We start from the raw sequence: 12,045 nt of genomic DNA, 5'->3' as shown, positions 1-12,045 counted from the left end.
CGGCCCGGTGCGGACATGTCCGCACCGGGCCGCCCGTCATTCGTGGCATCCTCAGCCCGTTGGTCCCGGTTGGGGCTCGGGCTCCGGAACCGGGTCCGGGCCCGGGGGCTTCGGGACCGGGGACGGGGACGGCTCCGGGACCGGGTGGGGCTTCGGGCTCGGGATCGGGTCCGGTTCCGGGAAGGGTTCCGGGCGGTCGGGGCCCGGCTTCGTGGGGTCGGGGTACGGGTGCGTCATGGTGTCCTCCAGCCATCGGAACGTCGGCCCTGGACTTCTCCCACGCGTACCCGTGCCCCGCGCACCCACTCACCCCCTCGCGGGACGAAGGGGGGACCAGGTGGACCAGGCAGGTCTATGCCGCGCCCGCCGCGATCGCGCCCGCCGCCAGGCCCGGGCGCGGGCTCGACAGCACGGGCACGGCGGTCGTGGTCAGATGCTGGGCCGGGGTCATCGAAGCCTGGGCCAGGACGATCACGTCGGCGTCCGTGACGGTGTCGGCGGCGGCCGCGACCGCGCGTACGTAGGCGTCGGTGTCCCCCGCCGCGAAGTGGTCCCAGGCTCCGGTCACCAGCAGGGTGCGTACGTCCGCCGGGGACCCGGCACGGGCGGCCTCCTCCTCGACGAGGGCCACCGTCGGGCCCAGGGTGCTCTCCACCGTGGCGAGCACGACGATGCGCGGGCCGGCCGCCACCGCGGCGGCGGCCATCGGGCGGTCCACCCGCAGTACCGGCACCCCGGCGTCGGCCGCCTCGGCGACCGCGCCGATGGTGGAGCAGGTGCAGAGCACTGCTCCCGCGCCGTCGGCGACGGCCTTGTCGAGCGCCGTGCGCACGTCGTCCGCCACCGCCTCCGGTCCTTCCTCCCGGGCCCGCTCCAGGAGCTCCTCGGCCACGAAGTGCCGTAGTTCCAGGGCGGGATGGGCCTCGTCGCGCAGCGCGTCGAAGACGGGGACGTGGGCGGGTGACGTGTGCAGCAGGGCGAGCGGTCTCATCAGAAGCGTCCCGGGTGGGCCGCCAGCCATGCCTTCGCCGCGCGCAGCAGCTCGGGGTCGGCCGCCGGGGCTTCGTCCGGGTGGCGTTCGGCCCACTTGACGACGTACGGGCAGAGCGGGGCGACCGGTATGCCCTCGCGGGCGGCGATGGTGTAGAGCTCGCGGGCGAGGGAGCCCGCGATGCCTTTGCCCTCGTGGGCGGGCTCCACGATCGTGTGGACCGGGACGAGCGCACGGGCGGGGCTCTCGAGGACGAAGTACTCGATGTGGCCGACGACTTCGTCACCGGCGTATGCCTCCAGGCGGCCGCCCGCCCGGTCGTCGCGGATCGAGATCTCGTTCATGGACTCTCCTCGTGCGTCGGGTCAGGCCGTGACGGCCTGTGGGCTGCGCTCCTGGTCCGAGCCCGGTACCGGCTCCGACGGGTCCGCGCCGAGCGCCACGATCCGGTTGGCGCCGTCCACGTGCACGACCCGCGGCCGCAGCGCGCGGGCCTCGGCGTCGGAGACCTGAGCGTAACTGATGATGATCACCAGGTCTCCTGGGTGCACCAGGTGGGCCGCCGCACCGTTGATGCCGATGACGCCCGAGCCGCGCTCACCTTCGATGACGTACGTCTCCAGGCGGGCGCCGTTGGTGATGTCGACGATGTGGACCAGCTCGCCGGGCAGTAGATCGGCGGCGTCGAGGAGGTCGGCGTCGATGGTCACGGAGCCGACGTAGTGCAGGTCGGCCTGGGTCACTGTGGCGCGGTGGATCTTGGACTTGAACATGGTACGCAGCATCGAACACTCCCAGGATTCGGCTCCCTGCCTGCGTTTTTGCAGGTCAAGGGCTGTTTTCACACCTTACAATGAGTCGCATGTTCGGGCAGCTTTCCCTGGGTTTTTCAGGACTCATGCTGACCGATTGCTGACTTCCCTGACGGTGCATCAGGCCACGGCGTTGGGGTGCTCGGAGTCGTCGCCGACCCCTGCGCTGCCCCACGGCGAACGACCGGCGCCAGCCTACGCAACGGGCTTCGAAGACGTTCGTGACCATCGCCACAGCGAGGCATCCACCTGTCTCGGCAAGAGCCAAGCAGCGTGATGAGGGCCGGATGATCAAGTCCGCACCAGGACACTCCCAGCTCATGGCCCGGCCCAGCCGATAGGGATCTGGGGAGGTCAGGTCACTTGCTTGATCAAGCGGCGCGGAACATATCCGATGATCGCCGGTTAGCCAAACCGGCGATTCCTCTGATCATTGTCCTGCCCGCGCGGTGACGCTTGGCGGTGGCACGCGACGGGAGCCAGAGCCCATCAGTAACCAATATAGAGCCGGGACGCCGATCAATCTCCGGCCGAGTATCCAGGAGCAAGCTGACCTTGAAACCGCAGAACACTGCCGACGAAGCCTCCACCCGAGTCGCCCCGCGTTCTGATCGTCGCCCGGTGGATCCCATCCTCCTCGACACGGCCGAGGTAGCAAGGATCCTGAGCATGTCCACGAGCTGGGTCTACAGAGAGGCTTCGAAGCTTGGGCTGAAGGGATACAAGCTGGGCCGCGGCAGAAACGCCAAGATTCTCTACAAGAAGACCGACGTCCTCCGGTGGCTGGAGCAGCAGAGAATCCATTGGCTCCATGCCACGCCCGCAGCCCCGGCCTATACCCATTGGCCTCGATCTTGCATGAGGGTCAGATGGATTCCCGCCCGACGAATTCAACGCATTCCGCCCAGGAGGTCGGCCGAACGCTCATGCCCCCACGGCCACGGTCCTTGGTGTCTCGGACCATGACCTTGTTCGGGTTGTTGTCGGCCAGTTCAACGCAGTTCTCCGTCCCGTGTAGGAGCTGGTGCGCCAGTTCGGTGTCACAGGCTGCATGGCATTCCTATTCGCTCGGCATCTGATCGAAGTGGTGGATCGCTGTGAGGATGAGGGCTCGGACCGCGGTGCCGTAGACCACGGACTGTTTCAAGAGGGCGAACGCCTTGGTACAGAGCTCTGCGGCCACGTGGATGGCGCGCTGCTGTTTTCGCTGCGAGCCGACGACCCATTGCCGGGCATGGTCGAGCTGATGGGCCTTCCTGCCGTCTTCGGCGGCCGCCCGGTCATCGGCTCGGGACACCGCAGCCACGGCTACACCTACGTCGACGCCGACAACCGCGGCGGAGCCAGGGAAGCCGTCCGGTACCTCGTGTCACAGGGCCGCCGGCACATCGGAACCATCACCGGGCCTCTCAACCAGGCTCCGCGATCGACCGTCTCGACGGCTACCGCGATGTGCTCCTGGACAGCCCGCACCAGCCGATCGTCAAGAGCGACTTCACGCTGCAGGGCAGAGCCGACGCGATGGTCCTGCTTCTCGATCGATACCCGGGTCTGGACGCCGTCTTCGTCGCCTCGTCCCTCATGGCAACCGGTGCCCTGCGGGTGGTGCGGGAGCGGGGCTGCAGTGTGCCGAAGGATGTGGCCGTCGTCGGCTTCGATGACCTGGCGCCCATCGCCGTGGCAACGTCTCCGCCCCTGACCACCGTGCACCAGGACATCGAGGGCATGGGACGCCTGATGGCACGGCTGCTGTTCAACCGCACGCCGGCAAGTCCTTGTCGGAAGAGAGTGACCACTCGCTGTCCTCCGGACGGAGCCTCCTGCGGTCGGCCCAAGGAGCCCAGACCCAAAGCGTGGCGCCGGCTGCGACGGCCACGACGCTGCCGACCGCAGCTCACATCGGTATGCGTCGCCAGCCCTTCTGAGGGGTCTTTGTGAGCGTCAGAGGCGCTGCTTCGGTTACGGATTCCCCACCCCCAGTCATACAGCAATCGTGCCAGCTCAGGCCGTCACCTGAGGTGCTGGGCCCCCGCACACGACGCGCCGGAGAGGCGGGCGAGTACGAGAGGCGGCTGGGTAGGGTCGTGGTACACCGAGCTGGAGAGGTAGTTGCATGGCCAACGAGATTGTGATCGCGCAGACAACCATCGACAACGAGGACCAGGCAAGAGGGCTGGCACGGGGCGCGGTTGAGAGCAAGTTGACAGCGGGCGTTCACATCGACGCTCCGATCACCGCCGTCTACTGGTGGAAGAACGAGGTCGAGACGGCGCGGGAGTGGCGTATCTCGTACATGACGACGACAGACCGTCTCCAGCAGCTGGAGGCATGGCTGTCCGAGAAGCACCCGTACGACGTCCCCCAGTGGATCACGCTGCCTGTGACCGGCGGGTCGGAGGCGTACCTGTCGTGGGTTGTTGAGGAGACAACGCGGGACTGACGAGCGACGTGTCGCGCGTCGGCGCTCGTGTCCTGAGCTCTCCCGTGTACCGAACGAGGGGATCGATTCAGGACGCGAACTGCCGCAAGTGATGGGCGAGTTCCCGCTCACCGTCGGGGAGCCACGCGGCGATTTGCGCGGCGCGTTCCTTGCCCATCGTGTTGGGCTTGGCTTGTGACGCGGCCGTGAACTGGCGCGATACGTAGACGCCTTGTTCGACGTCGCCTCCGCGCAGGAGGGCCGAGGCGAGATCACCGAGGACGACGACGCCGCCATCCGGTAGTTCGTCCCCGAGGCGGTCGACCGCGGTGTCGGCCGTGGCCGTGAGTTCGGATCGCCCCAACTGCCCGTATACGGAAAGGGCCAACGAATCCATCCGGTACGGCGTCACGAAGCGGACCCATGCCTGTTCGCTGGTGTGATCCGCGAAGTCGTAAGCGAAGCGTGCTCGGTCAAGCGCACGCAGCGCCCCTGTCTCGTCGCCGACCGCGGCAGCTTCCTCCGCGTGCCTTCCGAGGACCCAGGCTGCGGCCGTGGCGTTGCCGTGGCCGCGCACATCCTGGGAGGCTTGGGACAGGAGTTCTAGCTTCCTCTTCGGTGTCGGTGCCCCGTAGCTGGCATAGGTGAGGGCCAAGGCTCTGAGGGGAGGATGCCCGGCCTTCGCCGCGCACTCAGTCGTGACGTCGTAATAGGCGCCAGCCTTGTCGTACTCGCCCAGGTCCCAGGCCACCCATCCGGCCCGGGCGGCGGTTTCCCCGGCAGCGATGGTGAGCGCCCGTTCGTGCTCGCCGGCGTGAGGCAGGGCTGCGGTGATCGCGTCAAGGTGCGACTCAACGGTGCTTTGCAGGCGGCGGGCACTGAGATTGAGTTCCTGGACGTGCAGGTCAGCAGCTCGGTTGATGAGCGCGACCGCAGCGGACGTGTCGATGCGGGAGCCCTTGCTGAGAGCGAAGGCGAGCCGCCCCGGGGGCACCAGATCACATTCCGTGTTTTCGCAGGTCAGGGCCGACATCGGCCCTACCTGCGGGAGTACCTCTGGTGCACAGAAAGTCAGCCAACGAGGAAGATCACCTCTCGTCCGCGGCATGCCCGCACAGGGTATTGCCGCAGGTGAAGGGCGTGCCTCAGCGGTTTAGGGACCCGTTGGCGACGTGCGCAGGTTCGAACCATACGGGGTAGCTGGCAGCAAGCACTTCCGTCACGCTCTGCCATACGAGCTGTTCAGGGGGTGCGCTCCTCCTTGATGGCTTCGTGCGGGGCGTCCTCTAGTCGCGACCGCGCCTCTGTCCCTCCGTCCCACTCGGTCCGCCAGCCAGGTCAGCACCTTCGCCATCTCCTGGAGCTGCTGCTCTTGCAGCGCTTCGGCATGCGACCGGCCTGCGACAGCGACTTCGCAGCGGACGGCGCGAGCCTCGCTCTTCGGGATCAGGTGTGGCGCGTCGTTCGTCGGCGCGAAGACGTGTACGCGCGACGGTGGGCGATCGCCAAGTCCGGCCGGAGTGGCTGGAGCCCGGCCGAGCACAACTCGTTCGACAAGACCAAGGCCGAGACGGACCGGGTGTTCTGGCCACTGACCGACGAGACCGTCTACCGCCCCTCGACCCCACCCGGCAGGGACGCGAGCACAGCACTGACTGCGCACAGGGCGTACGGACGCCGGACCGACCCCCACGGCTCTTCGTCCGTACAAACCAGCAGTGTTGTGCGGGCAGCCAACGCTCGATGTAAGCGCGCAGACCGTCGAGGTTTGCACCACGCGCGACGTAACCGAGGTAGCCGTCAGGGCGTACGAGTCCCTGGACCGCGTCCGGCCACGGGCTCTCCCCGCCGAGCCGGTGCACGCTGATCAGGCCGTGCCGTCCGGGCAGGAGTGAGGCGAGGCGTTCGTCGGGCCAGAGTGCGGGCGGTCCGGACACGAGCAGGTGCCAGCCCGGCCCCGCACTCCGCGCCTGGAGTCCGCGCGGCAGGTCGGGCAGCCGGTCGCCCGCTCGTGGCCCCTTCCTCGGTGGCCGCGAGCCCGCGGTGGAGGCGGGGCTTCGTCGGTAGTGGATGCCCAGTTCGGAGACCGTACGGAAGACCCGCCCGCGCGGTCCTGTCGCGCGGAGGGCCAACGGGGCCAGGCGCGGGGCGAGTCGGGTGCGGCCGACCGGGGCGCGCTCGATCTCGTACGTGTCCAGAAGCGCCGCCGATGCCCTGCCCGAGCAGACGAGGGCGAGCATCCAGCCCAGGTTGAGGGCGTCCTGGATGCCGGTGTTCATGCCCTGGGCGCCGGCCGGGCTGTGGATGTGGGCCGCGTCGCCGACAAGGAAGCAGGGGCCCGAGCGGTAGCGGGCGGCGCCGCGCTTGTGGAGCCGGAAGTCGGTCATCCAGACCGGGGCCCGCAGGACCAGCCGGTCGGGGGTGTACTCGTCGGTGATCTTCTGCAGGAGCCCGAGCTTCACCTCGGTGTCCGGAGCACTCGGCGGACGCATCGCGAGCATCCGCCAGGTCGCCGGCGAGCCGAGCGGGAAGAAGAAGACCATCCCGAACCCGGTCATCTACGTGTGCACGGCACCCGGCTCCAGGCCGTCGACCTCCAGGTCGGCGAGCAGGAAGGTCTGCGGATAGGCGTATCCCTCGAAGCCGATGCCCGCCTGGTCGCGCACTGTACTGCGCGCCCCGTCGCAGCCCACGACGTAGCGCGCCTCCACGGTCTCCTCGGCACCGTCCCGGCCGCGCAGCCGACAGCCAACGTACGAGTCCTTCGCCTCCAACCGGACCCGCTCGGTGCCGCGTTCGATCGTCACGTGCTGCGTGGTCAGATGCTCGGAGAGGACCTTCTCAGTCTCGGCCTGCGAGCGAAACAGCAGGAAGGGATGCGAGGTATCGGCCAGCCCGATGTCGAACAGCGGCACCGACACCACGCGCCGGGGCAGGTGCATTCGCAGCCGCATCGCCGGATTGCCGCGGGCGACCAGTTCGTCCGTCACACCGAAGCCGGCCAGCGCTTCCAGGGTGCGAGGCTGGATCGCCAGCGCCCGGGACTCGCGCACCCGGTCGAGGGAGCGGTCGACGATCCGGAACCCGGATTCCGTACGCGCGCAGTTGCGCGGCGAGGGCGAGGCCGGTCGGGCCCGCGCCCACCACCAGCACATCCAGCGGTGCCGTCATGAATCCACGGTAGAGCCGGGACGTCAGGCCCGGCAGACCTACGGCTCCGCGGTCGGGGCCGCATTCTCGATGATCCGGCACACCACTGCCTCGTCCCCGCGGTCAGCGGCCTGGTCGGCCTGGGCGCGGGCGCGCTGGAGGGTCGTGCGGAGGGCTTGGAGGTCGGCGATGCGGCGGTCTATGTCGGCGAGGTGCTTGTCGAGGAGGTCAGTGACCAGGCCGCAGGGCTGTTCGCCGCTGCGCTGGAGGTCGAGGATGTCCTTGATCTCCTTGAGGCTGAGGCCGAGGGCCTGGGCCTGGCGGATGAAGCCGAGGACGGGGACGGCATCGGCGGTGTAGGTGCGGTAGCCCGCCGCCGTGCGCTCGGGCGGGTCGATGAGGCCGCCTGCTTCGTAGAGGCGGACGGCCTTGGGGCTGAGGCCGGCCTGGGCGGCGATGCGGCCGACGGTGAACATGGTCTGGGCTCCGTTCGTGGGGCGTGGCTCCAGTGTCGGCTTGACCTTGCCCTAAGGGCAAGGTTTTAGCGTCCCGGGCATGAGCACGGATCAAGGGAGCGATCAAGGGGACGGCTGTCCGGCGATGACGGTGGAGCCGCTGAGCACCGCATGCGCGGCCGTGGTGGAGCGCGGCGAGCACGCCTGCTTCGGGATCAGCCCGTTCAACAGCTACTTCTCCACGGCCCGGATTCGCGAGCTGGCGGCGTGGGGGCTGGCCCGCTTCGAGCGGGTGGACTTCTTCGTGCCGGACGTGCCGAGTGCCTTCACCTTCGAGGCGTTGGGGTACACGCCGCAGAAGGCCGCGTGGAAGGCGCGCCGCCAGGGTCAGTACACCCGCAACAAGATTGCCGCGGCGCTGGGTTCGCTCCAGGTGGCCGATGCCGGGGCGCGGGTGCTGGGCTGGGCTGAGCTGGAGGGCAATGCGGCCTTCGGGCGGCTCCACGCGCACGGGCAGCAGCGGTATACCGAGGATGCCAGCTTCCGGGACGCCTGCCGGGAGGCGTCCGGCTGGGTGCTGGCCGGGAAGCTGCCCGCCGGGCAGACACCGGATGCGGAGCAGATCGAGCGGGCGGTGCGTTACTTCCTGGCCGAACTGCCGCTGTTCCTCGATACCCCCTCCATCGTCGACGCCGGGATATCGGTCTTCTGCTACCACCAGCCGCCCGCTGTGCTGCGCCGCCTGTATGCCGGCGAGCTGGGCTGGCGGCCCGCCGCCGGACAGGGCTTCGCCGTGGTCACCCCCACGGGCCGGAAATGAACGAGGAAGGGACTTCCACGATGTCCACCACGACGAATACCGGTCCCGACGACCCCATAGAACTGGCGATCACTGGAATGACCTGTGCCTCCTGTGTGGCACGGGTCGAGAAGAAACTGGGCAAGTTGCCCGGGGTGAGCGCCACGGCGAACCTGGCGACCGCGACCGCGCACGTCACCCGCGAGGACCCGGCGGTCGAGGTGGCCGAGCTGGTCGCCGCCGTGGAGGCCATCGGCTACAGCGCCGAGGCGGCCGGGACCGGCGGTGCGCTAGAGGCGGCGGAGGCCAAGGCCGACGACGCCGAGCGGGCGCACGTCGCCGGGCTGCGGCGCCGCCTGACCGGTTCGGCGCTGCTCGGGCTGCCCGTGGTGGCCATATCGATGATCTCCGCACTGCACTTCCTGGGCTGGGAGTGGGTCGCGCTCGCCCTGGCCACCCCGGTGGTGGCATGGGGCGCGTGGCCCTTCCACCGGGCCGCGGCGCTCAATCTGCGGCACGGCTCGGCGACCATGGACACCCTGGTGTCCCTGGGTGTGCTGGCCGCGTACCTGTGGAGCGCGGGCACCCTGGCCGTCGGTGGGGAGCATTTGTATCTGGAGGTCGCCGTCGTCCTGACGGCGTTCCTGCTGGCCGGGCGGTTCTTCGAGGCGCGGGCCAAGCGGCGGGCCGGGGAGGCGATCCGGGCGCTGATGGACCTGGGCGCCAAGGACGTCGCGGTGCTGCGCGACGGGAGTGAAGTACGTATCCGCGTCGAGGAGTTGGCGGTCGGGGATCTGTTCGTGGTGCGGCCCGGGGAGAAGATCGCCACGGACGGGCAGGTCGCCGAGGGCGCCTCGGCGGTGGACGAGTCGCTGCTGACCGGGGAGAGCGTGCCGGTGGAGGTCAAGGCGGGCTCGGCGGTCACCGGCGCGACCGTCAACAGCCACGGCCGGCTGGTCGTACGGGCCACGCGGGTCGGGGCGGACACCAAGCTGGCGCAGATCGCCGCGCTGGTGGAGCGGGCCCAGACCGGCAAGGCAGAGGTGCAGCGGCTGGCGGACCGGATCTCGGCGGTGTTCGTGCCGGTCGTGATCGCGCTGGCGGCGGGCACGTTCGGCGTGTGGCTGCTGACCGGGGCCGCGGCGTCGACCGCGCTGACGGCCGCGATCGCCGTGGTGATCATCGCCTGCCCGTGCGCGCTCGGACTGGCCACGCCCACCGCGCTGATGGTCGGCACCGGGCGCGGCGCGCAGCTCGGGCTGCTGATCCGCGGCCCGGAGGTGCTGGAGTCCACCCGGCGGATCGACACCGTCGTCCTGGACAAGACCGGCACCGTCACCGAGGGCCGCATGCGGCTGGTCGATGTCGTACCGGCCGACGGCGAGGACGCGGAGGAGGTGCTGCGGCTGGCCGGCGCCCTGGAGGACGCCAGCGAGCACCCGATCGCCGCCGCCATCACGAACGCCGCGCGCGAGCGTCTCGGTTCGCCGCTCCCCGCCGTGACCGGCTTCGCCAACACCCAGGGCCGGGGCGTCACCGGACAGATCGAAGACCGTACGGTCCGTGCGGGGCGGGCGGTGTGGCTGGAGGAGCAGAGCCAGGTGCTGCCCGAAGAGTTGGTCCGGGCCCGGAAGGAGGCCGAAGCCGAGGGCCGTACGGTCGTCTTCGCCGCCTGGGACGGGAAGGTGCGCGGTGCGCTGGTGGTCGCCGACACCGTCAAGGCGACCAGCGCCGCAGCGGTGGCCGACCTGAAGCGGCTCGGCCTCGCGCCCGTGCTGCTGACCGGCGACAACACGGCGGCAGCCCACGCGGTGGCCGCCGAGGTCGGCATCGACCAGGTGATCGCCGAGGTCCACCCGGAGGACAAGGTCGCCGAGGTCGAACGCCTCCAGCGGCAGGGCCGGGTGGTGGCGATGGTCGGCGACGGCGTCAACGACGCGGCCGCTCTCGCCCAGGCCGACCTGGGCCTGGCGATGGGCACCGGCACGGACGCGGCGATCGCGGCATCCGATCTGACTTTGGTACGCGGGAACCTGCGGGCGGCGGCCGATGCCATCCGGCTGGCCCGGCGCACCCTGCGTACGATCAAGGCCAATCTGTTCTGGGCCTTCGCCTACAACGTGGCCGCGCTGCCGCTGGCCGCGGCCGGTCTGCTCAACCCGATGATCGCGGGCGGGGCGATGGCGTTCTCGTCGGTGTTCGTGGTGAGCAACAGCCTCCGGCTGCGCCGTTTCCAGCCGCTGCGCTGACCGCAGGCGGGGTGAGGGGCGGCCAGGCTCCCGCCCGGGCCGCCCCTCAGTTGTCTTCAGGTAAGGAGGGTGGCCTGGTAGCCCGCGCGCTCCACCGCCTCGATCAGCATCGCGTGCTCGACGGCGCTGTCCTCGGTCAGNGTCTTCAGGTAAGGAGGGTGGCCTGGTAGCCCGCGCGCTCCACCGCCTCGATCAGCATCGCGTGCTCGACGGCGCTGTCCTCGGTCAGGTGGATGGTGGAACGGCCTTTGCGCACGTTGGTACTGGAGGACTGTACGCCGGGCACGTCTTCGAGCTCGTCGTCGATGAGCAGGCCGCAACTGGCGCAGTGCATGCCCTCGACCTTGAGGACGACTCGGGGACCGGTCTCCTCCGAACCGGCCTTGCCGCGTAGCCATTTCACGCCGCGCCCTCCTTGAAGTCGATGGCGCCGCCCTGCATGCCCATGGCGCAGGAGAACAGCAGCTTGCCGGGCTTGCGGGTACCCAGGTCGATGGTGATGTCCCCGTCGCGCTTGGCAATCTCCTGCACGCCGAGCTCGGGGATGGTGAAGGCGCGGGCGCAGCCACCGGAGTCCTTGCCGCGCAGGATCAGGGTGGTGGGCGCCCCGGCCCGGGCCGTGAACGCGGTGGGCTCGTAGAAGTCGGTGACGGTCAGGATGATGGTCTGCTTCCCGGCGGCGTCGAGGGTGACCGGGCCTTGCAGAGCGGCCGTGTTGGGCTTGCCGGACGTGGCCGGCTGCGGTTCCGTCGCGGCGGCGGGCGTGGTGGTGTCCACCGTGGAGTACCAGCCGCCGGCCTGGAGCCCGGAGACCATCGTCCAGGCCGCGACGGCGAGCACCACCAGGCCGGTGATGATGCCGAGCCGCCCGGAGAACGCCTGCCCGGCCTGGCGGAAGACGTAGCCGAGGGCGGCGAAAGGTGGGGCCGTGCCGAGGACGAACCCGGCCATCACAGCCGCACCGGCCACCGCCGAGCCGGAGGTGATGGCGACCAGCTCGACGGAGAGCGTCACCCCGCACGGGACGAGGACGGTGGCGAAGCCGAGCAGGGCGGGGGCGAGCTTGGCACCGGACTTGGACCTGCGCCGCACCAGTTGCCCGAAGGCGGCTGGTGAGCGGGGCACCAGCCGGGCCACCGCCTTGACCCCCATCAGGTCCAGGGCGAACAG

10 protein-coding genes and 5 pseudogenes are annotated in these 12,045 nt (G+C 69.9%); 5 read left to right on the top strand and 10 right to left on the bottom strand.

Annotation, left to right across the window (positions count from 1 at the left end):
• Positions 1–352: 352 nt before the first annotated feature.
• Genes GAS53_RS53440 through panD form a run of 3 tightly spaced genes read right to left on the bottom strand, consistent with a single transcriptional unit; the run spans position 353 to position 1,776 of the window.
• Positions 353–991, bottom strand: a complete 639-nt coding sequence (locus GAS53_RS53440; protein ID WP_225859697.1) for an aspartate/glutamate racemase family protein — start codon at positions 989–991, stop codon at positions 353–355.
• Complete coding sequence (locus GAS53_RS53435) at positions 991–1,335, bottom strand: GNAT family N-acetyltransferase (RefSeq protein WP_151485066.1); 345 nt, start codon at positions 1,333–1,335, stop codon at positions 991–993. Before GAS53_RS53435 ends, GAS53_RS53440 begins: the two co-directional genes overlap by 1 nt.
• A 21-nt stretch (positions 1,336–1,356) precedes the next feature.
• Positions 1,357–1,776 (bottom strand): aspartate 1-decarboxylase, encoded by a 420-nt coding sequence (gene panD / locus GAS53_RS53430; RefSeq protein ID WP_151485065.1) that lies wholly within the window; start codon positions 1,774–1,776, stop codon positions 1,357–1,359.
• A gap of 489 nt (positions 1,777–2,265) precedes the next feature.
• On the opposite strand from panD, the pseudogene GAS53_RS58220 reads away from it, so the two are divergent.
• Positions 2,266–2,589: pseudogene (locus GAS53_RS58220) on the top strand (helix-turn-helix domain-containing protein); the annotation flags it as partial.
• Between the two features lie 79 nt (positions 2,590–2,668).
• Here the strand turns inward: GAS53_RS58220 and GAS53_RS57915 are convergent.
• Complete coding sequence (locus GAS53_RS57915; protein ID WP_263974263.1) at positions 2,669–2,767, bottom strand: hypothetical protein; 99 nt, start codon at positions 2,765–2,767, stop codon at positions 2,669–2,671.
• Positions 2,768–2,959: 192 nt separating this feature from the next.
• Here GAS53_RS57915 and GAS53_RS53415 point away from each other — a divergent pair.
• Positions 2,960–3,741 (top strand): annotated as a pseudogene (locus tag GAS53_RS53415) (substrate-binding domain-containing protein); the annotation flags it as partial.
• A gap of 175 nt (positions 3,742–3,916) precedes the next feature.
• Positions 3,917–4,243, top strand: coding sequence for a divalent-cation tolerance protein CutA (gene cutA, locus GAS53_RS53410; RefSeq protein WP_151485064.1), 327 nt, complete (start codon positions 3,917–3,919; stop codon positions 4,241–4,243).
• A 67-nt stretch (positions 4,244–4,310) separates the two neighbouring features.
• Here the strand turns inward: cutA and GAS53_RS53405 are convergent.
• The 4 genes and pseudogenes from GAS53_RS53405 to GAS53_RS53390 all read right to left on the bottom strand — a co-directional run.
• Positions 4,311–5,213: pseudogene (locus GAS53_RS53405) on the bottom strand (transcriptional regulator); the annotation flags it as partial.
• A 295-nt stretch (positions 5,214–5,508) separates the two neighbouring features.
• A pseudogene (locus GAS53_RS58715) lies at positions 5,509–7,275 on the bottom strand (FAD-dependent monooxygenase).
• Between the two features lie 61 nt (positions 7,276–7,336).
• Positions 7,337–7,393, bottom strand: a pseudogene (locus GAS53_RS57910) (hypothetical protein); the annotation flags it as partial.
• A 38-nt stretch (positions 7,394–7,431) separates the two neighbouring features.
• A complete protein-coding gene (locus tag GAS53_RS53390; protein WP_151485062.1) occupies positions 7,432–7,848 on the bottom strand; it encodes a heavy metal-responsive transcriptional regulator in 417 nt (138 codons plus the stop codon).
• 79 nt (positions 7,849–7,927) lie between these two features.
• Between GAS53_RS53390 and GAS53_RS53385 the strand changes: the two genes are divergently transcribed.
• Both GAS53_RS53385 and GAS53_RS53380 read left to right on the top strand, forming a co-directional pair.
• Complete coding sequence (locus tag GAS53_RS53385) at positions 7,928–8,647, top strand: tRNA-dependent cyclodipeptide synthase (RefSeq protein WP_225859696.1); 720 nt, start codon at positions 7,928–7,930, stop codon at positions 8,645–8,647.
• A gap of 20 nt (positions 8,648–8,667) precedes the next feature.
• Positions 8,668–10,875, top strand: a complete 2,208-nt coding sequence (locus tag GAS53_RS53380; RefSeq protein WP_225859695.1) for a heavy metal translocating P-type ATPase — start codon at positions 8,668–8,670, stop codon at positions 10,873–10,875.
• A 145-nt stretch (positions 10,876–11,020) separates the two neighbouring features.
• On the opposite strand, the gene GAS53_RS53375 is transcribed toward GAS53_RS53380, so the two are convergent.
• The gene (locus GAS53_RS53375; protein WP_225859694.1) at positions 11,021–11,278 is read right to left on the bottom strand and encodes a heavy-metal-associated domain-containing protein; all 258 of its coding nucleotides are present in this window, start codon (positions 11,276–11,278) and stop codon (positions 11,021–11,023) included.
• The coding region (locus tag GAS53_RS53370; protein WP_151485060.1) for an urease accessory protein UreH domain-containing protein at positions 11,275–12,045 on the bottom strand (771 nt) is incomplete at its 5' end. The genes GAS53_RS53370 and GAS53_RS53375, both read right to left, overlap by 4 nt.

Source organism: Streptomyces albicerus, from assembly GCF_008905045.1.
GTDB lineage: Bacteria > Actinomycetota > Actinomycetes > Streptomycetales > Streptomycetaceae > Streptomyces > Streptomyces albicerus.
Note: the sequence above shows the minus strand (reverse complement) of the source record. Positions and strands in the feature narration are given on the sequence as shown.